Genomic DNA, 22,152 nt, shown 5'->3' with positions numbered 1-22,152 from the left:
TGGAGTTTTTCAGGTATGACGTCTTCAATACAATTGAAAGATGGTATTGCCAATACCGTTGCACATGATCAGCCTCAAGGAATGATTATTAAAATTGTAGGCGCCGTGGCGGTCGCACATTTACTGAATGATTTGATTCAAGCAGTGCTACCCGCTATTTATCCAATGCTAAAAGCAAACTTTTCGCTGAGTTTTGCTCAAGTTGGCCTGATCTCATTTGTATATCAAATTACAGGTTCGTTGCTTCAGCCTTGGATTGGACTTTATACCGATAAACATCCAAAACCATATCTTCTCCCACTCGGAATGATGGTTACATTCTGCGGCATTATCTTGTTAGCATTTTCACCAAGCTTTACAGTGTTGTTATGTGCGTCGGCGCTAATTGGAGTAGGCTCGGCAACTTTTCACCCTGAAGCTTCACGGGTGGCGCGAATGGCATCGGGTGGGCGCTTCGGTACGGCACAGTCGACTTTTCAGGTGGGCGGAAATACAGGCACTGCCATTGGCCCATTGTTGGCAGCATTATTGATTGTTCCATTTGGGCAGCATGCAGTTGCGGGCTTAGTGATATTTGCACTTTTAGCGATTTGGGTTTTATTTGGCGTAAGCCGCTGGACGGTAAGTCATGCAAAAAATCAGGTGGCTGCGCGTGCAAACCAAGTACAAAGTAAATTGCATGGCCGTAAGCTGATTATTGCTTTGAGCACAATTAGTTTATTGATGTTTGCCAAATTTACCTACATTGCCAGCATTAGTAACTACTTTACCTTTTACTTAATTCAAAAGTTCCATATCAGCATCCAGACAGCTCAATTGCATTTGTTTGCCTTTTTAGCAGCTGTTGCTTTAGGTACATTTGCTGGTGGCCCAATTGGTGACAAAATTGGTCGTAAAGCTGTTATTTGGGTTTCATTTGTGGGTATGGCGCCGTTTGCATTAATGATGCCGTATGCAAACTTATTTTGGACAACAGTTTTCTCAATTATTGCAGGTTTGGTGTTGTCGTCTGCTTTTGCTGCAATGGTGGTTTACGCACAAGAAGCTGTTCCGGGTCGCGTTGGTATGATTGCAGGTTTAATGTTTGGTCTTATGTTTGGGGTAAGTGGTATTGCCGCAGCAGGGTTAGGGCATTTAGCCGATATTAACGGCATTGAATGGGTATTTGGTTTATGTTCATTCTTGCCATTACTTGGGTTTGCCACCGCATTTTTACCAAACACAAAAGTTAAATAAAGGAAAAGACTCTCAGTTATATTCAGCTGAGAGTCTTTTTTAGATAAATATAGTGTCAATTCAAAAGACTATTTTTGAATACCAAACTTAAATACGGTGACACTGTTATAAGTTTGATTTGGGTTCAAACGTGTAGAAGGGAAAGATGGTTGATTCGGACTATCTGGAAAATGCTGCGTTTCTAATGCTAGCGCATCTGCTTGTCGATAGAGTACGCCATTTGCCCCAGCAATATTTCCCAGTAAATGATTGGCTGTATACATTTGAACGCTTGGTTCAGTAGTCAAGACTTGCAGTGTCCGTTTAGATTTTGGATCAAAAACATGAGCAGCAAGATTGAGTTTCTCTTGAGACTTTTGATTAAGTACCCAAGTTTGGTCATAGCCATATCCATAGGCCAATTGCTGATGATTCGCTCGAATATCTTTCACAATTGCTTTAGGCGTTCGAAAATCAAAAGGTGTACCTGCAACTGAGGCAATCTCACCTGTTGGTAAAGAGTTTTGATCGGTTACCAATACACGGTCTGCATTTAGCTGGACAATATGATCCAGTACGCCATAAGGGTTATTACCAGCGCCTGATAAGTTGAAATAACTATGGTTGGTAAGATTGACGATTGTAGGTTGATCAGTGTTGGCCTTATATTCAATCTGGAATTCATTTTGATCTGAAAGACTGTAGATCACTTCTACATCTAATTTTCCGGGAAAACCTTGATCACCATTTGGACTGGTTAACTTAAGAGAAGCTTTAACGGTTTCACCTTTAGAAACGAGGGGCTTAACTTGCCAAACACGTTTATCAAAACCCGGATTACCGCTATGCAATGAATTCGGTCCATTATTTTTTTCAAGATTATACGTTTTTCCATCTAAGCTAAATTTAGCATTGCCAATCCGGTTCGCATAACGGCCAATTAACCCACCAAAATGAATGCCTTCTTTTGTATCAGTGACTTCATAGCCTTTTAGGTCATCGAAGCCCAAAACGATATTATTTTGTTTACCTTGTGCATCGAGAGTCAAAATCTGGGTAATTACACCACCGAAGCTAATAAAAGAAACTGAGACTCCTTTGTTATTGCTCATGGTGTATAGATCAACTTTTTGACCATCTTGAGTTGTGCCATATGGTTTTACATTTAATGTTGCTGCATTTGCAAGTTGGGCAAAGCTATAAATCGCAACACCTAAAATTACTAATTTTTTCATGCTTATACTCTATTTTTTAATCGTAGGATTGGATGAATATAAGATTGATTTTTCGTCTTTTTAAAGAGTTTTTTATTATATATAGTGTTAATGATAATTAGCGATGTTAACGCTAAGTATTGAACAAGCTGGCACTAATCCTATTAGTAAAACTCAACGGTAAGCTATTTTTATGATTCATCCCGACTCGGTTTTAAAGTTTTCGCTTGGTCTTAATGGTTTGTCATTTGACTTAGACAATCAGCACATCCAACTCGAACAGGGCTTGGGGGGTATTGATTCAAAAAGTATCGGCCATGGTGTTATTGATGAGCTTGCTATCGAAAAGATGATTTATTTTATTGAAGAAATTATCGAGTCAAAGCCACTTAGAAATTTAAAGATAAGTGGTGTAGCTGTTACGTCTGATGCAGCCATGAAACAACTCAGTGAATTATTTTTTAGTGCTAAAAAGCAAATCAGCCGTATCGAGCTTGAGCATGGATTCAATGATTTTATAGAGCGTTTGAGTTACTACACAAGCCAAGTGTCTCCAGATCAGCTTTCTGTTTTTACCTACTTTGTATTTGTTCGAGAGATGATGCATCACTTAAGATTTGAGCAAATTCAAATCCTTTAAGAAATCACTTTCTCAATCCGCCAACTCATCATGAATCCAGTTTAAAAACAGCTCAGTTTTAGGAATAAATTGATGCGTTCGTGGATACACCAAATGATGAGCAGAGATAGGAATTGATAGTTCATCTGCAAAAACTCTAACCAACTTTCCAGAGTCCAAATAATTTTGAGTGAGTAAATTACTTTCTAAAACAAAACCTAGCCCATGTGTGGCTGCTTCAAGTGACATATAAGAGCGGTCAAAACTCAAAGTATAAGGAAATTCAGGAATGCTTAAACCCTGATGGGCAAACCATTGTGGCCAAGTAACCAAGGTTGAGCGCGATAAAATCAGTTCTTTTTTTAATAAATCTTGAGGTTTATGAACCGGACTACGTTCAAGTAGTTTGGGGGATGCAAGTACTTCTAGCTTTTCATTACGAATCGTTCTGATTTCTACCCCTGTCCAGTTGGGCAAACCATGACGGATATCAATGTCGATCTTGTCGCGAGTAAAGTGCAAATTTTCATAAGAACATGACAAGTTAACTTGAATCATTGGAAATTTTTCTTTAAATGATTCAAGGCGAGGCAGTAACCAGAGCAAACCAAAACTTGGGGATGAATGAATATATAGACTGTCTTTAGGGCTTTTATCGGCAGCTTTTTCAGTGGCTAACATCAGGTTATGCAAAATGGTCGTGACATCTTGAAAATAGCGTTCGCCAGAAGGGGTAAGCGTCACACCACGAGCACCACGAATAAATAAACTCTGCCCAATCATTTCTTCAAGCTTAGCAATTTGATGACTTACTGCTGAAGGGGTGAGATTCAAATGCTCGGCTGCCTTCGCGACATTGCCGAAACGGGCGGTTTGTTCAAAAGCCTGTAATGTTTTAATTGAGGGCATCTGGTTGAAATTGTTTTCACTACTATCCATGAAATGATCCGTTTTTATCCCTAAAACTTATTTAAAAATAGCATAGGCATGAATTTTTTTCATGCCTTGTTGAATTCGAGCTGATTGCTGGGCTTTGTGAAAAAAGAGATTCTAAGTCAGAACTCAGGAAATAAAGCGTAAAAGAGGATTGAACATGTTACTACAAGGAAAAGTGGCATTAATTACCGGTGCAGCATCAGAACGTGGAATTGGGCGAGCAACCGCAGAAATCTTTGCACAACAAGGTGCTAAAGTCATTATTGTTGATTTAGATCTTGCTCAAAGCCAAAACGCTGCAAAGGCACTTGGTAAAGGACATTTAGGTCTTGCCGCAAATGTTGCAAATGAAGAACAGGTCAAAGCAGCTGTTGAACAAGCACTACAGCACTACGGCAAGATTGATATTTTAATCAACAATGCTGGCATTACTCAGCCAGTTAAAACACTCGATATTCAGCGCAATGACTATGACCGTGTTTTAGATGTCAGCCTACGCGGAACACTCATTATGTCGCAAGCTGTTATTCCATCCATGAAAGCAAATGGTGGTGGAAGCATTGTGTGTCTATCTTCTGTTTCAGCACAACGCGGTGGTGGTATTTTTGGCGGGCCGCATTATAGTGCTGCAAAAGCAGGGGTTTTAGGTTTGGCAAAAGCGATGGCTCGTGAGTTTGGTCCTGACCAAATTCGTGTAAATTCTCTTACTCCAGGTCTAATCCATACTGATATTACTGGCGGTTTAATGAATGATGACCGTCGCCATGACATTCTTGCTGGTATTCCACTCGGACGTTTAGGCAAAGCACAAGATGTTGCAAATGCAGCATTATTTTTGGCAAGTGATCTGTCAGCATATTTAACTGGCGTAACACTCGATGTAAATGGTGGCATGCTGATTCATTAACGTTTGTCATTTAAAAACTAAAAATAGAATGATGGTCACAAGAGGATACTGTGGCCAAATGTAAAGGGATTCGCATGATGGATACAGTATTTTCATCTGAAGTAGATATGGCGATTCGTAAATCGGCGTATCGAAAAATTGCATTTCGGCTCATGCCATTTTTAATGCTTTGTTATTTTTGTGCCTATTTAGATCGAGTGAATGTGGGTTTTGCCAAGCTCCAGATGATGAGTGATTTACAGTTTAGTGAAGCTGTATATGGGCTAGGTGCAGGGATTTTCTTTATTGGTTATTTTCTTTGTGAAGTGCCAAGTAACATCGTCCTCCACAAGGTAGGTGCAAGACGTTGGATTGCCCGTATCATGATTACATGGGGCATTTTGTCTGGCTGTTTTGCCTTTGTTCAAACCGAATGGCAATTTTACACCTTACGTTTTCTACTCGGTGTTGCTGAAGCTGGTTTGGCTCCGGGATTGTTACTCTACCTCACTTACTGGTTCCCGTCTTACCGCCGTGCACGCATGACTGTACTTTGGTTTATCGCGATTCCAATTTCAGGAATGATTGGTGGGCCACTTTCAGGCTTAATCATGGACCGAATGAGCGGTGTACATGGTTGGTTTGGCTGGCAATGGATGTTCCTTATTGAAGCCATTCCTACTGTGCTCGTGGGTCTATTGGTACTCGCTGTTTTAAAAGATTCAGTTCAAGACGCCAACTGGTTAACTCAAGACGAAAAAAACTTGGTGAAGCAAGAGCTTGCTCAAGATAACCAGCACAAAGAAGGTCATGCTAGTGTCAAAGAGTTTATTGCGGATAAACGGTTATGGTTACTCGCAGGCATCTATTTTTGTGTAGTGATGGGCCAATACGCCATTACCTTTTGGTTACCAACTCTTATTCGCAACTCAGGCATTAGTGATAACTGGCATATCGGTTTGCTCACCAGCCTGCCTTATATGTGCGCGATTGTAGTTATGATTTTGGCAGGACGTAGTGGTGACCATTTCCAAGAACGCCGTTGGCACTTAATTATTCCAATGTGTGCAGGTGCTATAGCACTCACATTTGCGACCTTATTCGCTTCAAATCTAACCCTCTCTTTAATTTGCCTTTGCATCGCAGCCTCAGGTGTGCTGACGGCATCCTCTTTATTTTGGATGTTACCGACCAACTTTTTGGGTGGTGTTTCGGCAGCGGCAGGTATTGCAGCCGTCAATAGCTTCGCCAACCTCGCAGGCTTCTGCTCACCTTATTTAATCGGTTGGGTCACCACCAACACAGGTTCAAATGCAATCGGCATGTTCTTAATCACAGCAGTATTAATTTTTGGTGCCAGTCTGGTTCTGCGTGTTCCGGCAAAACTGGTCAATCGTTAATAAGGAATAGTAAATGACAATGTTAAATGTTGATAAAGCAGGCCAAATTGCCGAGTTGCAACAACGTGCCTACCACATTCGCCAACATGCTTTACGTATGGGGCAAGTACAAGGTCAAGGCTATGTTGGACAAGCTTTGGGTGCAGCAGATTTGCTCGCAGTATCTTATTTCCATGCCATGAAATATCAGCCAGAAAACCCTGAATGGGAAGGTCGTGACCGTTTTTATCTCTCTATTGGGCACTATGCAATTGCACTCTATGCAGCCTTAATTGAAGCAAAAATTATCCCACTTGAAGAACTTGAAACCTACGGTGCAGATGATAGTCGTCTACCGATGTCGGGCATGGCTTCATATACACCGGGCATGGAAATTACAGGTGGTTCATTGGGACATGGTCTTGGAATTGCAGTCGGTGCATGTCTAGGGCTGAAACAGAAAAAGTCGGATGCTTTTGTTTATAACTTACTGTCCGATGGTGAGCTAAATGAAGGCTCAACATGGGAGGCTGTGATGTCTGCTTCTCATTGGAAACTAGATAACTTGATTGCCATTATTGATGTGAATAATCAGCAGGCAGATGGACATTCCAGCGAAATTTTAGCGTTTGAGCCAATTGTTGATCGTTGGCAGTCTTTTGGTTGGTACACGCAGCGCGTAGATGGCAACGATATGGAAGCTTTGCTTGAAGCATTCGATCAGGCACGAAACCATGAGGGAACATGCCCACGCGTTATTATTTGTGACACCAAGATGGGTAAGGGCGTGTCGTTCTTGGAAAGCCGCGAAAAAACACATTTCATTCGTGTTGATGAACATGAGTGGGACGATGCTTTAAATATTTTGACCCACTACGGACAGTAAGGAATACACCATGAGCCAGTTAGCCAATCCTCCTAAGAAAAAACTAACCACTTCGGCAATGATTGCTTCTATTGCTGCCGAGGGCCAACCGACCAAACCTGCACCATTTGGACATGCACTGAATGCCTTGGCAAAAGAGCGTGACGATATTGTGGGGTTATCAGCAGATTTATCTAAATATACAGACCTACATATTTTTGCTAAAGAAAATCCAGACAAGTTTTTCCAAATGGGCATGGCAGAACAACTTTTGATGAGTGCAGCAGCAGGACTTGCTCGTGAAGGATTTGTTCCTTTTGCGACCACCTATGCCGTGTTTGCATCACGCCGCGCCTATGACTTTATTTGTATGGCGATTGCAGAAGATAACCTCAATGTCAAAATTGTGGCGGCACTTCCGGGGTTAACCACGGGTTATGGCCCAAGTCATCAGGCGACTGACGATATTGCGATTTTCCGCGCTATGCCGAACCTCATGATCATTGACCCATGTGATGCCTTAGAAATCGAACAGGCAATTCCACAAATTGCCGCTCATAATGGCCCCGTATATATGCGTTTATTACGTGGTCAGGTTCCGTTAGTGCTCGATAAATACAATTACCAGTTTAAATTGGGTAAGGCACAGGTGATTAAACCAGGTAAAGACTTACTCATTATTTCGACTGGCTTATTGACCATGCGTGCGCTTGAGGCAGCCGAAGAGCTTGAAAAAGAGGGCATTGAGGTTTCAGTGTTACATGTGCCTACAATTAAACCTTTAGATGAACAAACTATTTTGGATGAAGTCGCAAAAGGTGGTCGACCTGTTTTAACAGCCGAAAATCATTCAGTCATTGGTGGGTTAGGGGAAGCTGTCGGGTCCTTACTTTTAAGAAATGGTCAACACCCTCGTTTTGACATGATTGGTTTGCCAGATGCATTTTTAGATGCAGGGGCGTTACCAACTTTGCATGATCGATATGGTATTTCAACTGAAGCAGTTAAAGAGAAGATTAAGTCACATTTAAAGTAAAAGTAGTATTTGCTTAATGTGGATAGTATGGAAATAGATCCGTTGAAATCCCTTAATCTTAAAGGTTGGGGGATTTTTTATCTCAATATGCTAATGAAATATAGACATCAATTAACAGGAAGTTGGCTATTTTGAAGGTTTGGTTTAAATAATTATCTGTTATAAGATGAATAAAAATTATAAATAGGATTTGAAAAAATGAAAAAAATACACTTTAGTCTATTAAGTTTTTTAATGTTGGCTGGATGTGGTGAAAATAACCAAAGTATAGTACCAAATAAAGATAATACATTGTTTATACAAGGCGTTAGTGTTAATGAAAAGGTTGAATTAAACCCAGCTATAACCAACTATGACCTAATTGCTTATGGTAATGAACCTACTGAGGCTGTCTTGATTAATTTAACGGGACAGGAAAAAAAGCTCTTGGGTTCTATTTCATTAAAACCTTATTCAAATATAGCGAGTTTAGATTATTTGGTATGGAAGGATACTTTAAATAAGGCACTTATATGTTTACCACTCTTAACTTGTTCAGATGGTACGACATATAAGATAGAAAATTTCGGGGATAAATTTAAATTGAGTTTTGATTTGAATCAGTCCAAAAATGAGTTCTCAGTAACTTCTATAAATGGAGAGGAGATAGGAAATAGAGTTCCCGTAGTTGTGTCTGGAAATATAAATTTTACGGTTCCTTCAAATTGGCCATTGTTTCAAAAAGATAGGTTTTCAGCTATCAAAGTTAATGATATTGCTATTGATGGAAGTATTTTTAAAATTATAGATTTTGAAGAGTCAAAGCAATATTATAATAATGAATTAATATACACTACAAAAAAATTTACTTTGAAGAAAAATGAAGATATTTCATATTTAAGTATAATATTTTATGAAAATAAGGTGAAAAGTAATGCATTAATTAATTTGGTATATGAAGGTGGGGATTTTGAAAATATAGAGAAATTGAGCGATCAGTTTTGGAAGGAAGATCAAAAAAATATAGAGTTTAATCTCGAAAATATAGAATTGATTGATCATACTAATAATAGGAAACTAAATGTTAGTGTAAATATGAACATGCCTAAAACTTATAGTGACTTACAATTTGGGGATCAAAAAATAGTAATGTTGCCTATTCACAATCGTTATATAGCTACAGTTAAAAATGATCAAAAAATTTATAATCTAGGTTTTGAAAATAGTAATGAATTAATTGATATATCTATCATTCAAGAGCTTGCAGGACATTTAAGCGTTAAAACAATAGTTGGTGAACAAGAGTTCATGTGCGGAAATCGAGAAATCCCTTGTTCTGGCATAACTTCAGATAGTAATAGACAAACCTTTTATTTTCATAATGTAAAAGCAGGAGCAAATACACTTAATGGTATGACTCATATTACAGGAGTATTTGAACAAAAATAAAAAAATCCCCTCAATTGAGGGGATGTTCCTTTAATAACTTAAACAATCGAATCATCTAAATTCGGACCTAACCAGCGTTTTGCCTCATCAAGTGTCCAACCTTTACGTTTTGCATAATCTTCAAGTTGGTCTTGAGAGATTTTGCCCACGTTAAAATATTCACTTTGTGGATGAGAATAATAGAAACCACTTACTGAAGATGGTGGCATCATTGCAAAGTGTTCAGTCAGTTTAGTACCGATCTTGTCGGTAGAACCTAACCAGTCAAACAACACTGCTTTTTCAGAGTGCTCTGGGCAAGCTGGGTAACCCGGTGCAGGGCGAATACCGACATATTTCTCTTTAATCAGCTCTTCATTGCTAAGCTGTTCACCAGCTTTATAACCCCAGAACTCTTTACGAATGCGTTCATGCAAGTGTTCTGCAAAGGCTTCAGCAAAACGGTCGGCTAGTGACTGAACTAAAATTGCAGAGTAGTCATCACCTTTAGCTTTGTATTCATTTGCCAATTCTTCCGCACCAAAAATCGATACAGTGAATCCGCCTAAATAATCTTGTTGCTCACCGTCAGCGCGAATGTAATCTGCCAAAGACAAGTTTGGTTTGCCTGTAACTTTGTCAGATTGTTGACGTAAGTGCTCAAAAGTATGCGTAACAGTTTGACCAGCTTCATCAAATACGCTGACAGTGTCGGCGTCAGTGCGCTGTGCAGGGAACATACCAAATACAGCACGTGCATCAAAAAGGTTGTTGTCGATAATATCTTTCAACATTGCTTGAGCTTGGTTGTACAAATCTGTTGCAGCTTCACCAACCACTTCATCTTCTAAAATTTTCGGGAACTTACCTGCCAAGCTCCAAGAGATGAAGAATGGTGTCCAGTCAAAATATTCTACAAGGGTTGCAAGTGGGTAATTGGTTAAGACTTTTGTTCCCAAAAGATTTGGTTTGGCAGGAACGTAACTCTCATCAATTTTAAAGCCGTTTTTAACAGACTCTGCATAAGTTAGCTTGGCAGCTTTAGGCTGTTTGTTGGCTAAGCGCTCACGAATTTTGGCATATTCAGCACGGTGCTCTGCAATAAAGTTTCCACGCATTTCTTTTGAAAGCAGGGTAGTTGCGACACCCACAGCACGTGAAGCATCGGCAACATAAATCACCGCATCGTTTTGGTATTGAGGGTCAATTTTTACTGCTGTATGTGCTTTTGATGTTGTTGCACCACCAATTAATAAAGGAATGTTAAAGCCTTTACGCTGCATTTCTTTCGCAACAAATACCATTTCATCTAAAGATGGGGTAATCAGACCCGATAATCCAATGATGTCACATTTTTCATCAATTGCAGTTTGCAAGATTTTCTCGCAAGGCACCATCACGCCAAGGTCAACAATATCGTAACCATTACAGCCCAGTACCACGCCTACAATATTTTTACCAATATCGTGTACGTCGCCCTTAACAGTTGCCATCAGGACTTTACCTTTAGATTGGCTACCTGTTTTCTCAGCTTCAATGTACGGGTTGAGCCAAGCCACAGCTTGCTTCATAACACGTGCAGATTTCACAACCTGCGGTAAGAACATTTTGCCTGAACCAAACAAGTCACCAACAACGTTCATGCCGTCCATCAAAGCGCCTTCGATTACATCTAAAGGACGTTTGGCTTTGAGGCGAGCTTCTTCTGTGTCTTCGTCAATATAGGTGGTAATACCTTTAACCAATGCATATTCAAGACGTTTTTCTACAGGTTCGTTACGCCATTCAAGGTTTTCTGCTTCGCGTTGAGCACCACTATGACCACGGAACTTTTCAGCGACTTCAAGTAGTTTTTCGGTCGCAAGCTGACCAGATTCACCTTGGTTCTGGTTTAACACAACATCTTCAACTGCATCTTTGAGTTCTTTAGGAATATCGTCATAAATTGCCATTTGACCGGCATTTACAATACCCATAGTCATGCCTTGTTTAATGGCATGGTACAAGAACACAGAGTGAATCGCTTCACGAACAGGCTCATTTCCACGGAAAGAGAATGAAACGTTCGATACACCGCCAGAAATCATGGCATGCGGTAAGTTTTGTTTAATCCAACCTGTGGCTTCAATAAAATCGACACCATAGTTATTGTGTTCTTCAATACCTGTTGCTACTGCAAACACGTTCGGGTCAAAAATGATATCTTCGGCAGGGAAGCCTACATCGTTAACTAAAACGTCATAAGAACGTTTACAAATTTCGCGTTTACGCTCAGCAGTGTCGGCTTGACCAGTTTCATCAAAGGCCATCACAATAATTGCAGCACCATATTGACGGCACAGGCGAGCTTTTTCGACAAACTCGTCATAACCTTCTTTTAAGGAAATCGAGTTAACAACGGGTTTACCTTGTACGCATTTTAAACCTGCTTCAATGATTTCCCATTTTGATGAGTCAATCATGATTGGCACACGTGAAATATCTGGCTCAGATGCTACAAGATTTAAGAAATGTACCATCGCATTTTGCGAATCGAGCATCCCTTCATCCATGTTAATGTCGATAATCTGAGCGCCAGCTTCCACTTGTTGCTGTGCAACTTCTAAAGCTTCGGCAAAGTTTTCTTCACGAATTAAGCGTAAGAATTTTTTTGAACCAGTAACGTTGGTACGTTCACCGACGTTAACGAACAATGAGTCATCATAAATATTAAATGGTTCTAAACCACTTAAGCGACAAGCTGGCTTAGTTTTAGGAATTTGACGTGGTGCAATGTCTTTTACAGCATTGGCAATAGCACGAATATGGTCTGGCGTCGTACCACAGCAACCACCGGTAATATTGATCAAACCACTTTCTGCAAATTCTTTTAAGAAGGCAGCAGTTTGTTCTGGTGTTTCATCATATTCACCAAAAGCGTTTGGTAAGCCAGCATTTGGATGAGCAGAAATGAACGTATCAGCAACATCAGATACGGTTTTAACGTGAGGACGCATAGCATCTGCACCAAGGGCACAGTTGAAACCAATTGAAAGTAAGTCACCATGGCGTACAGAGTTCCAGAACGCTTCAGCAGTTTGACCTGTTAAGGTACGACCTGAAGCATCGGTAATGGTCCCTGAAATCATGAGTGGTAATTCATGACCAAGTTGCTTAAAGACTTCTTTCACCGCAAAAATTGCAGCTTTACAGTTTAAGGTATCAAAAACGGTTTCAATCAAAATGATATCTGCACCGCCTTCAATCAGCGCATGAGTTGCCTCAATATAGTTTTCTTTTAGCTCATCAAAGGTAATGTTACGAAAGGCAGGGTCATTTACATTAGGTGAAATTGAACAGGTACGCGATGTTGGACCGAGTACACCTGCTACAAAACGCGGTTTATCTGGGGTTGAATACTTTTCACAAGCTGCTTTAGCTAAACGTGCTGCTTCACGGTTAATCTCTGGAACAAGATCTTCCATGTGGTAGTCAGACATTGAAACACGCGTGCCGTTAAAGCTGTTGGTTTCAATAATGTCTGCGCCTGCATCAAGATAAGCTTCATGAATACCTTGAATGATTTCGGGTTGAGTTAGCACAAGAAGGTCATTATTACCTTTTAGGTCATGTGCCCAATCGGCAAAACGCTCACCACGGTAGTCGGCTTCTTCTAATTTATGGCGCTGGATCATCGTTCCCATTGCACCATCAATAATCAGAATGCGTTTAGCAAGAAGCGCTTTTAGGGTGGCAAGCGTAGACATAGAAAACCCCGATCTTTTATATGAATTTAAAAATGCGGCGCTATTGTAACAGAATAGCAGCACAATTGATGATCTATGACGACCCACCATTCACCGTAAATTAGTCGTAAAAAAAAAGTGTTTTCGAACAAAAAGAGGGTGTTTTTTCATCAAATATTCATAAAATGATCATGATATTGAAATATTTCATCGCCAATATTCCGTTTTATGACAATTGTGCTGTTTAAAAAACAAGCATTCGGGTAATTTTTTATATATTTTTGCTTTAAAAATAGTCATAAATAAGGAAGATATAAATTGATTTAAATTATTGTATTTTAATAAAAAAATAAATTTCATAGAGGAAAGGTGCATCAAATGAGGTCAAAATATGAAAAATTGACTTCATCAGGCGCCGCTTTGTCATATAATTGTCATAATTTAATTTAAGAATACAGAGGATTTTTTTATCCTCTTACCGTCTGCATGAATTCTAATCTACCCCCTGTTTCGGATTCAAAACTTGCGGCAAACCTGCAAGTCAAATCGACGAATGTACATGTCCCGACACCTAAGTTTTTTATGCCGGTGTTTCTGACGATTATTGTTGCAACACTTATTTATATTGGATTTCAGGTGAGTGCTGATTTAGCACATGTACCACCTTTGAGTCTTTATTCGGTTATCCTTCTATCTACTGCACTCTTGATTGCTTTAGGCTTTGAGTTTGTAAATGGCTTCCACGATACTGCAAATGCAGTAGCAACAGTGATTTACACCAATGCTTTACCTGCACCAGTTGCAGTCATGTGGGCAGGTTTTTGTAATTTTCTTGGGGTAATGGTTGCAAGCGGCGCAGTCGCTTACGGCATTATTGCATTGTTGCCTGTTGAACTGATTATGAACATGGGTAGCGGTGCAGGTTTCGCAATGGTTTTTGCGCTTCTAATTGCTGCGATTCTATGGAACTTAGGTACTTGGTTCTTGGGTATTCCTGCTTCTAGTTCTCATACCTTGATTGGTTCAATCTTGGGTGTGGGCATTATGAACCATCTGTTGAGTGCATCGACTGGCGTAACGACCAGCGGTGTTGATATGGATCAGGTGATTAAAGTCGGTAAGGCTTTATTATTTTCACCTTTAATTGGTTTTGCTTTTGCAGCGATTGTATTCTTGTTGGTTAAAACTGTTTTTAAACGCCAATTAGAATTATTCCAGCCGCCAGAAGGTAATAAACCACCACCAGCAATCATTCGTGCAATTTTAATCTTTACCTGTACAGGTGTAAGTTTTGCACATGGTTCTAATGACGGTCAAAAAGGTATGGGTCTCATCATGCTGATTTTGGTTGGTCTGGTGCCGTTGGCTTATTCATTAAATAAAAACCTTGATACACAACAAGTTCAATCATTCCATCAGCTTTCTTCTCAAACTGCCGTATTTTTGAATCAAAATCAGCCAGAATTAACTGACGAAAAAGCACGTCTTATTCTGACTAAATACATTCAAACTAAACAGCAAACTCCAGAAGTAGTGCCTGCATTAGCAAGCATGACTGACCACTTGGGTGAGCGTGTTTCTAGCTATAGCAACTTAAAGGACATTCCAGAAGCTGCAATTAGCGAAATTCGTAATGACATGTATTTAAGCACCACTTCGTTTAAGCGTTTGGATAAAGCGAATGCATTACCAAAAATGGATCAGTCACAAGAAAAACTTGTGAAAGAATACCGTAGTAGCTTAGATTCATTCTTACAATACATTCCAACTTGGGTGAAAGTAGCAGTTGCTTTGGCACTTGGCTTAGGCACCATGGTTGGCTGGAAACGTATTGTTGTGACTGTAGGTGAGCGTATTGGTAAGCATCATATGACTTATGGTCAGGGGATGTCTGCTGAGCTTGTAGCAATGAGTACAATTGCAGCTGCTGACGGTTTAGGTATGCCAGTTTCAACAACACACGTTTTAAACAGTGCTGTTGCGGGTACCATGGTTGCGAATAAATCAGGCTTAAACTTCAATACAGTGAAAACAATTTTATCTGCATGGGTATTTACACTTCCTGCAACAATCTGTTTATCAGGTGGTTTGTACTGGTTATTCTTGCAGTTTGTATAAAAGCATTTAAAACATTAAAGCCACTGTGAACAGTGGCTTTTTTATTTGTTTCTTTTTTAAGTTCAGTCTATTTTCATGTACATTCAATTATAAATTAACAAGTTGTTATAGAGCATCAAGCAGCTTTAAAAGCTGAGCTTAAACTTTTTATATCAGGATAGATTATGGATGCGGTTCAAATAGATCAGCTAAAACAACAATTCCCACTTATTGAGACACTACAAGCCTATCAAGAGACATTTTGGTTTACACCTCATCGCTATCCTTTAACAGAAGCTTTAGAAAAAGTTGGACTCACAGCAGAGGACGTAAGTGAAGCAGAAGCAAGACTAGCGCGTTTCGCACCTTATTTAGCAAAAGTGTTTCCTGAAACTCAAGCACAACATGGAAAAATTGAATCAGATATCGTTGAAATTGCGAACATGCAGCAAGCACTTTCCTCAACAGAACAAGTGCAACTGAGTGGAGCATTCTGGCTAAAAAAAGATAGTCATTTACCTATTTCAGGTTCAATTAAAGCCCGTGGTGGTATTTATGAAGTCTTGGCTCACGCCGAAAAATTGGCAATTGAGGCAGGGCTTCTCAAGTTGGAAGACGATTACACTAAACTCGACCAAGACGCATTTCGCACGTTTTTTTCTAAGTATCAAATTGCAGTAGGTTCTACAGGCAACCTTGGGCTTTCAATTGGCATTATGAGCGCCAAACTGGGTTTTAGAGTCACAGTCCATATGTCTGCCGATGCTAGACAGTGGAAGAAAGACAAACTGCGTTCACTGGGCGTCAACGTGGTGGAATATGCTAGTGACTATGGCGTAGCGGTTGAAGAGGGACGAAAAGCCGCAGAACAAGATCCACACTGCTTTTTTATTGATGATGAAAACTCGAGAACATTATTTTTAGGCTATGCCGTTGCAGGAATCCGCTTAAAACAGCAATTTGAGCAAAAACAAATTAAAGTTGATGCTGAACACCCATTATTTGTTTATTTGCCGTGTGGCGTCGGTGGTGGCCCAGGTGGGGTGAGTTTTGGGTTGAAACTTGCTTTTGGTGAGCACGTACATTGTATTTTTGCTGAACCTACACATTCGCCTTGCATGTTACTTGGTGTGCACACAGGCTTGCATGATCAGATTTCAGTAAATGACATTGGCATCGATAACGTTACCGCCGCAGATGGACTTGCAGTAGGGCGTGCTTCAGGTTTTGTTGGACGTGCTATGCAGCAGTTAATTGATGGCTATTACACCATTCATGATGAACGTTTGTATGAACTAATAGCACTTCTAAATCAAACTGAAAATATTCAGCTTGAGCCTTCAGCGGTAGCAGGAATGATGGGTCCATATTATGTTCAGACGAGTCCTGATTATTTGGCTTTACATCAACTATCAGCTGAACAGTTGCAGCAGGCAAATCATGTAGTATGGGCGACAGGAGGCGGTATGGTACCACCTGATGAAATGCAAAAATATCTTTCACACTTTCAAAATAAATAGAAAAACTCAGAAAAAAGCCCAATTCTAGAATTGGGCTTTAATTAAACTATTTTTTAGATGATTTTCCAAAAGGTAGTTTTTCAGTTGCAAAGCCATAGATTGCAGCAAAAGGCAGGGCAGTTCTTGCTAAATAAGCAACACGCCATAATCCGCCGTGGTTAGCACCTTCCATCATGAGTTCAAGCGGATGGTCCAGTTCAGTTTCAGGATTTGCCACAGAAGACTCATTTCTTAAGTCATGAATCCAGAGTGCCGCCATAATGGCATTGGTCGTTTCAGGACTAAACGCTTCTACATCAAAAAGCTCTGCGCCATTAAAAGCTGCTTTCAATAATGGATTTTTAGTCACAGAGTGAGTCGTTGTAGATGGAGCAATATTAATACTGACGTGTTGTCCTTGATGACGGGCCAAAATAGCACGCCATTGTTGAATACGTTTCGCCAAAGCATAGTTTGGGCCTTGTTCAACCACTAGACAATCGGCAATACCATAAGTTTTTCCATTTTCACAATCAATCAGGTCTTGATAAGGTGCTTGGAAAAAACGATTTAAGGAAAGTGTAGAAACACCTTTCACTGCCAATTTTTGTAGTTTTGTGCGTGATTTAAATTTTTGTTGAGCAGCTTTTGCTACTTCTTTAGGAACTGCATAAACATCGGTTGGCGTACACATAAACATAAGGCTCGTATCAGACTTATGTTCGCTCACAAATTGCATGATGCTATCCATTGCCATGGACACACGAACGTGCTTTTCACCATCTAAATAGGCAATTGCAGCTAAATCTAACTTTTGTGGAAACTGCACTAGCCACTGTGCAATTTCTGGTAATTGAGTCAATAAATTTGCACCCAATTTATCCTTTAGTTCAGAAGCTTTTGCTGAGGAAGCAATTTGTTCAACGCTTGGAGCAATGAGTGTTGCGTTTCCTTGTTGAATCGTATTTAAAATTTTGCCCCAGACACGTGGGTTTGGTAAATCGACAGCAATAATATTCGCTTTCCATTTGGCTAACCAAGGTAGAGGACCAGCTTCTGAAGCCGCACCAAACAACACCATGGTACGGTCGGATAAATCAAACCATTCTGGATGAGCAGTAGCTTCACGCAAAGCTTTTGCATGGCTTGGTTCAATAATACCAGCCTCTTCCCAACGTTGAATTTGGTCTAGTAAGCTTTGTCCACTGAGCTTTTGCCCTTTGTAAGGAACATACCACTCTGGGGCTGCATCACTTTCACCTTTAAGTTTTACTGTATGAAGGGGGGTAGATGAAGCAATATGAACTGCATCTTTTAAGAGGTAATGCTTACTATCACGATAGTAGTCAAAAAGGTGGTGAGCTTTATGCAAGCCCTGCTTAGCAATAGTAATTGGATTGCTACTATTTGAGATGCCTTGCTTAACAAGCGCTTTAAAATAAATAGGGTAGTTTTTTCGCCAGTTTTTTTCATTCAACACTTGTTGCGCGGTTTTATTATCTACAACAGATAAAGCCTCTGACAAAATCTCTTGGCCTGTAAGAGATGTGCTTTGTTTTTTTGTTGAGGCATGTACTGGAAATTGTAGACCTTCGACTTGACTTGTGCTGGACATAAAATATCTCGTTATAAGACTGGGTTAATATACAGATGTATACATTATCTATGCCAATGAAAGGAAACGAGTGGCAATAACTGACAAAATAATATTGATTATTTATGTGATGAAACATGAAAGAGCGATTTATTATGATAAATTCATCTCATTTTGGCCTTAATTTTTTTCACATTTTTAGAACATTTTTATAGACTTACGTTACATAAATGATTATTTTGTATGAAGCAAATACATCAGTTTTAACCTGAAGGTAAAATGTTCAAAATGTATCAATAATACAGATGCAGAAATGATTAAAAACTAGACTTTTTCTTAAAGGATAAGAGAAGTCAGACGGAATAAGAAAGAATTGGGGTGAAACTAGATAGAAGACAACGTAAGATTGTCTTTTAAAAATCTTGGGGATATGGTGATTTTTTTTACACCATAATTTTCTAGTTTCATCCCATCTATTTTTGGGTTGGAACCCACTATTTTTGTACTCAGCTTATCATTTAATCAAACTCTATTTCTTTAATGTAACTTCAAAATTACTTTAAGAATGGAGTGGTTCTAACAGCGTCCTTTTTTAGCTTGTCCTGGTGGGCAAAAGTCTCCGGGATGATTGTGATAAGGTGAATCTGGATCAATCACAATACTACCTTCCCGTGTATGAACTGCACAGGCTGATAATGACATTGTGAAAATTGCTGCTACACAAAGAAATAATGCTTTCATCATGTTCTCACTTTTTTATCATTCTCCTTTTTACTATAGAAATATATTGATCATTTTTCGATCTAATTTTCGTTAAAAATATATTTATTAATTCCAATTAAAAGAAACTAATCAGATCTTAAAATTGTTCGAAAGCCAACGTGGGTTGCTGCTAAATCAAAGTCTTGCGGATAACGACTACTGTTTCGATAACGCGAACAATAATTTTGAGCACATAGAAAAGATCCGCCTTTAATTACATATTGTGTACTCGCAATTTGTTGTTGTCTTAAATCAGAATAATTTCCCATATGTTGGTCATGAGCACCTTGATAAGGAGAGGATGTCCATTCCCATACATTTCCAATCGTATCAAATAGTTTGAAATTATTTGCCGCAAAACATCCAACGGGTGCTACATCTTTAAAGTGATCTTGATTTAGGTTTTGAAAAGGGAATTCACCTTGCCAGTAATTTGCTTGTGGATGTTGATGTTCATCGGTAGGCGCTTGATGTAAGGGCGTATCAGTTTTTGAGTTGGCTTTAGCTGCATATTCCCATTCTAGTTCCGTTGGTAAGTCATGTCCGAGCCAGACTGCATAATGTTCAGCATCGTTTTTACTCACATATCGCACAGGCTCATTCGGATTAGCTACAGCACCATTACTGCCATTTGGATTTTTCCATGTATAACCTGATTTTAGCTGCCACCATTGCTGTGGATGATGAGGATCTGGTGAAAAAACAGCAGCCTGCTTTTGTTTCTCAGCATCGGTAATATAGCCTGTTGCTTTTACGAAACTTGCAAATTGAGCAACCGTAACTTCAGTCTGATCAATCCAGAATCCTTTAACTTCTCTTTGTTTTTTTCCAAAATTAAGTTCATCGGGATAGGCTTTCTCAGAACCAAAATTAAAATGCCCATCGGCAATTAACACCATTCCAGCTGTAGGTTGTTTGAGCCAACCTTGGGGTAGCCCAGAGTAGTTTTTACACTTTTCAATAGAACCTAGGTCAGCTAAAGACGTTGGCTGTTGAGGTGAGGGTGCTGATTCAGAAACTTTTGAAGATTGGTTACAGCCTGTCATAAAAGACAGGCTGATTGTGGTAACTAAAAATAGTTTTAATCTCATTTGGCATTATATTCCTGCACACCATTTTTCTCAGTATATTTTTGATAAACTGATAACAACTCTTGCACTTTTGCTGGGTAAAGTTGTGCAACATTATGCTTTTCTCCACGATCAGTGGCAATGTTATACAACTCCCAAGTCCCAGTGCCTAACTCAGGGCGCCCTTGAACTGCAATTTTCCATTCACCTTGTTTTGCATATTTACTGCCATGTAGTTCATCGGCAAAACTAAAATTTGCAGGGCGAACGGTAGTGGTTTTATTTTCAAGTAAAGGCTTCCATGAAATCCCTGATGGCGTATTAATGGTACGACCATTGTATTGGCCTTGAGGTACTGGAATATGGGCATATTCTAATAGGGTTGGGAAAACATCGAGTACAGATGCAAAGCTATTATTGGTTTCTTCTGCTTTTTTCTGGTTTGGTAATTTCACAATAGCAGGGGCAGTGGTTGCACCTTCGCCAGCTGTATCTTTCCATAAATGAAATGGTGCCGCGCTGACCTCGGCCCAACGTGGTCCAATATAGTGATATGAAGTTGGTGTGCCCACATTTGCTACAGAGTTATCAAAGCCAGATTCACTACCATATCCGCCACGTACAAAACCTTCGGCACCGTTATCTGAAACAAAGAAAATTAAAGTGTTGTCATAAAGATTATTTTGTTTGAGGTATTGAATAATGCGGCCGACGTTAGCATCGAGGTTTTCTACCATGCCTGCGTAGATTTCCATTTTACGGGCTTCTAATGCCTTTTGTTCGGCTGTTAACTCATCCCATTTTCCATATTTTTGTGGGGCATTTTGAGTTGCAATTGGTTCTGCCGCCTCAAAGTTTGCAGGGATAATTCCAAGCTGTTTTTGCTTAGCAATACGTGCGTTACGAATCGCATCGTAACCGACATCATAAACTCCGCGATATTTTTCACGGTATTCAGCAGGTGCTTGAATTGGCCAGTGAGGCGCCGTATAGGCAGCATAAGCAAAGAACGGTTTACCACTATTTTTGCCTGAGTCTAAGTAGCTCAGTAATTTATCGGTAAAATAATTTGTCGAGAAAAAGTCATCAGGCAAAGCGGAAACAGGAATAACTTGACCATCTTCTGTGTAAGTTGAATTTCGTTTAAACGCACTTGGCGCTTGCTTAAAGTGGTGATCTAAACCTTGTAATAAAGTAAATGAATGATCAAAACCTTTTGCATGTGCATTTGTTTCTGGAGTTAGCCCTAAATGCCATTTACCGCTGATGTATGTGCGGTAACCATTATCTTTAAGTACTTGAGCGATAGATAAAGAGCGTTCATTTAAATATCCCTCGTAGCCTGGTTGTCCTTTCAAATGTTCTGGTGTGAGTTCAGCCATTGCCCCAATACCAGCTAAATGGTGATCAGTACCAGAAATGAGTTGAGAGCGTGTTGGAGAACAAGTCGGAGCAGTATGATAATCCGTTAAAAGGCGGCCTTCTTGAGCCAAACTATCAATATTAGGTGTATGAATTTCACCACCGAAAGCCCCTAAATCTGAATAGCCTAAGTCATCGGCCATAATGAACAAAATATTAGGCTGCTTTGGAGTACTTGCCGCAGTTTCTTGATTATCGTTGTCATTACATCCAGCTAAAGACAAGCTAAATAAAGCAATGGAAAGGCTAGATAAAATTGCTTTGTACTTCATTGTATCATCTGAATTATTAAAAGAATTGGCACGAGTTTAATCAGATGGTTTTTGCAATCAAAACAAAGAAATGATCAAAGATAATCAGAAAAAAGACTGAGAATTTATAGTGATAAATTAATGAGAAAAAAAGAAAAGCCCATAAAGGACCTTT

Annotated in this window: 16 protein-coding genes; 9 read left to right on the top strand and 7 right to left on the bottom strand. The window is 39.6% G+C overall.

Annotated elements, in window-relative coordinates; genetic code table 11:
• Window positions 1-15 precede the first annotated feature (15 nt).
• Window positions 16-1,236, top strand: a complete 1,221-nt coding sequence (locus K6I41_RS14415; protein ID WP_250374658.1) for an MFS transporter — start codon at window positions 16-18, stop codon at window positions 1,234-1,236.
• A 68-nt stretch (window positions 1,237-1,304) separates the two neighbouring features.
• On the opposite strand, the gene K6I41_RS14410 is transcribed toward K6I41_RS14415, so the two are convergent.
• Window positions 1,305-2,450, bottom strand: coding sequence for an aldose epimerase family protein (locus tag K6I41_RS14410; protein ID WP_250374657.1), 1,146 nt, complete (start codon window positions 2,448-2,450; stop codon window positions 1,305-1,307).
• Between the two features lie 172 nt (window positions 2,451-2,622).
• On the opposite strand from K6I41_RS14410, the gene K6I41_RS14405 reads away from it, so the two are divergent.
• A complete protein-coding gene (locus K6I41_RS14405) occupies window positions 2,623-3,069 on the top strand; it encodes a hypothetical protein (RefSeq protein ID WP_250374656.1) in 447 nt (148 codons plus the stop codon).
• Between the two features lie 12 nt (window positions 3,070-3,081).
• Here K6I41_RS14405 and K6I41_RS14400 read toward each other — a convergent pair whose 3' ends face one another.
• A complete protein-coding gene (locus K6I41_RS14400) occupies window positions 3,082-3,957 on the bottom strand; it encodes a LysR substrate-binding domain-containing protein (RefSeq protein WP_250375794.1) in 876 nt (291 codons plus the stop codon).
• 184 nt (window positions 3,958-4,141) lie between these two features.
• Between K6I41_RS14400 and K6I41_RS14395 the strand changes: the two genes are divergently transcribed.
• From K6I41_RS14395 to K6I41_RS14375, 5 genes are all read left to right on the top strand, one after another.
• Window positions 4,142-4,891 carry an SDR family NAD(P)-dependent oxidoreductase gene (locus K6I41_RS14395; RefSeq protein ID WP_250374655.1) on the top strand — a complete coding sequence of 250 codons (750 nt, stop codon included), beginning with the start codon at window positions 4,142-4,144 and terminating at the stop codon, window positions 4,889-4,891.
• A gap of 77 nt (window positions 4,892-4,968) precedes the next feature.
• The gene (locus K6I41_RS14390; RefSeq protein ID WP_250375793.1) at window positions 4,969-6,270 is read left to right on the top strand and encodes an MFS transporter; all 1,302 of its coding nucleotides are present in this window, start codon (window positions 4,969-4,971) and stop codon (window positions 6,268-6,270) included.
• A 19-nt stretch (window positions 6,271-6,289) separates the two neighbouring features.
• Window positions 6,290-7,135: a transketolase gene (locus tag K6I41_RS14385; protein WP_250375792.1), complete on the top strand. Its 846-nt coding sequence runs from the start codon at window positions 6,290-6,292 to the stop codon at window positions 7,133-7,135.
• A 10-nt stretch (window positions 7,136-7,145) separates the two neighbouring features.
• The gene (locus K6I41_RS14380; RefSeq protein WP_151743961.1) at window positions 7,146-8,150 is read left to right on the top strand and encodes a transketolase family protein; all 1,005 of its coding nucleotides are present in this window, start codon (window positions 7,146-7,148) and stop codon (window positions 8,148-8,150) included.
• Window positions 8,151-8,348: 198 nt separating this feature from the next.
• Window positions 8,349-9,578 (top strand): hypothetical protein, encoded by a 1,230-nt coding sequence (locus K6I41_RS14375; protein ID WP_250374654.1) that lies wholly within the window; start codon window positions 8,349-8,351, stop codon window positions 9,576-9,578.
• 38 nt (window positions 9,579-9,616) lie between these two features.
• Here K6I41_RS14375 and metH read toward each other — a convergent pair whose 3' ends face one another.
• Entirely contained in the window at window positions 9,617-13,303 is a 3,687-nt protein-coding gene (gene metH, locus K6I41_RS14370; RefSeq protein WP_250374653.1) for a methionine synthase, read from the bottom strand.
• A gap of 465 nt (window positions 13,304-13,768) precedes the next feature.
• Between metH and K6I41_RS14365 the strand changes: the two genes are divergently transcribed.
• Window positions 13,769-15,400 carry an inorganic phosphate transporter gene (locus tag K6I41_RS14365; protein WP_023274301.1) on the top strand — a complete coding sequence of 544 codons (1,632 nt, stop codon included), beginning with the start codon at window positions 13,769-13,771 and terminating at the stop codon, window positions 15,398-15,400.
• Window positions 15,401-15,564: 164 nt separating this feature from the next.
• Window positions 15,565-16,899: a D-serine ammonia-lyase gene (gene dsdA, locus K6I41_RS14360; protein ID WP_250374652.1), complete on the top strand. Its 1,335-nt coding sequence runs from the start codon at window positions 15,565-15,567 to the stop codon at window positions 16,897-16,899.
• A gap of 46 nt (window positions 16,900-16,945) precedes the next feature.
• On the opposite strand, the gene K6I41_RS14355 is transcribed toward dsdA, so the two are convergent.
• The 4 genes from K6I41_RS14355 to K6I41_RS14340 all read right to left on the bottom strand — a co-directional run bounded on the left by K6I41_RS14355 (window position 16,946) and on the right by K6I41_RS14340 (window position 21,998).
• Entirely contained in the window at window positions 16,946-18,493 is a 1,548-nt protein-coding gene (locus tag K6I41_RS14355; RefSeq protein ID WP_151766849.1) for a hypothetical protein, read from the bottom strand.
• A 555-nt stretch (window positions 18,494-19,048) separates the two neighbouring features.
• Window positions 19,049-19,213: a hypothetical protein gene (locus tag K6I41_RS14350; RefSeq protein ID WP_016138934.1), complete on the bottom strand. Its 165-nt coding sequence runs from the start codon at window positions 19,211-19,213 to the stop codon at window positions 19,049-19,051.
• Window positions 19,214-19,320: 107 nt separating this feature from the next.
• Window positions 19,321-20,325 (bottom strand): SUMF1/EgtB/PvdO family nonheme iron enzyme, encoded by a 1,005-nt coding sequence (locus tag K6I41_RS14345; protein WP_250374651.1) that lies wholly within the window; start codon window positions 20,323-20,325, stop codon window positions 19,321-19,323.
• Window positions 20,322-21,998, bottom strand: coding sequence for an arylsulfatase (locus K6I41_RS14340; RefSeq protein ID WP_250374650.1), 1,677 nt, complete (start codon window positions 21,996-21,998; stop codon window positions 20,322-20,324). Before K6I41_RS14340 ends, K6I41_RS14345 begins: the two co-directional genes overlap by 4 nt.
• Between the last annotated feature and the right edge of the window lie 154 nt (window positions 21,999-22,152).

This window comes from Acinetobacter sp. AS23 (assembly GCF_023612055.1).
Classification (GTDB): Bacteria; Pseudomonadota; Gammaproteobacteria; order Pseudomonadales; family Moraxellaceae; genus Acinetobacter; species Acinetobacter oleivorans.
This window is presented reverse-complemented; position numbering and strand designations above follow the sequence as displayed.

What these genes read in the sequence shown, in the direction of transcription:
- K6I41_RS14415 (WP_250374658.1), top strand. Translation starts at nt 16, where the DNA reads ATGACGTCTTCAATACAATTGAAAGATGGTATTGCCAATACCGTTGCA.
- K6I41_RS14410 (WP_250374657.1), bottom strand. Translation starts at nt 2,450, where the DNA reads ATGAAAAAATTAGTAATTTTAGGTGTTGCGATTTATAGCTTTGCCCAA.
- K6I41_RS14405 (WP_250374656.1), top strand. Translation starts at nt 2,623, where the DNA reads ATGATTCATCCCGACTCGGTTTTAAAGTTTTCGCTTGGTCTTAATGGT.
- K6I41_RS14400 (WP_250375794.1), bottom strand. Translation starts at nt 3,957, where the DNA reads ATGCCCTCAATTAAAACATTACAGGCTTTTGAACAAACCGCCCGTTTC.
- K6I41_RS14395 (WP_250374655.1), top strand. Translation starts at nt 4,142, where the DNA reads ATGTTACTACAAGGAAAAGTGGCATTAATTACCGGTGCAGCATCAGAA.
- K6I41_RS14390 (WP_250375793.1), top strand. Translation starts at nt 4,969, where the DNA reads ATGGATACAGTATTTTCATCTGAAGTAGATATGGCGATTCGTAAATCG.
- K6I41_RS14385 (WP_250375792.1), top strand. Translation starts at nt 6,290, where the DNA reads ATGTTAAATGTTGATAAAGCAGGCCAAATTGCCGAGTTGCAACAACGT.
- K6I41_RS14380 (WP_151743961.1), top strand. Translation starts at nt 7,146, where the DNA reads ATGAGCCAGTTAGCCAATCCTCCTAAGAAAAAACTAACCACTTCGGCA.
- K6I41_RS14375 (WP_250374654.1), top strand. Translation starts at nt 8,349, where the DNA reads ATGAAAAAAATACACTTTAGTCTATTAAGTTTTTTAATGTTGGCTGGA.
- metH (WP_250374653.1), bottom strand. Translation starts at nt 13,303, where the DNA reads ATGTCTACGCTTGCCACCCTAAAAGCGCTTCTTGCTAAACGCATTCTG.
- K6I41_RS14365 (WP_023274301.1), top strand. Translation starts at nt 13,769, where the DNA reads ATGAATTCTAATCTACCCCCTGTTTCGGATTCAAAACTTGCGGCAAAC.
- dsdA (WP_250374652.1), top strand. Translation starts at nt 15,565, where the DNA reads ATGGATGCGGTTCAAATAGATCAGCTAAAACAACAATTCCCACTTATT.
- K6I41_RS14355 (WP_151766849.1), bottom strand. Translation starts at nt 18,493, where the DNA reads ATGTCCAGCACAAGTCAAGTCGAAGGTCTACAATTTCCAGTACATGCC.
- K6I41_RS14350 (WP_016138934.1), bottom strand. Translation starts at nt 19,213, where the DNA reads ATGAAAGCATTATTTCTTTGTGTAGCAGCAATTTTCACAATGTCATTA.
- K6I41_RS14345 (WP_250374651.1), bottom strand. Translation starts at nt 20,325, where the DNA reads ATGAGATTAAAACTATTTTTAGTTACCACAATCAGCCTGTCTTTTATG.
- K6I41_RS14340 (WP_250374650.1), bottom strand. Translation starts at nt 21,998, where the DNA reads ATGAAGTACAAAGCAATTTTATCTAGCCTTTCCATTGCTTTATTTAGC.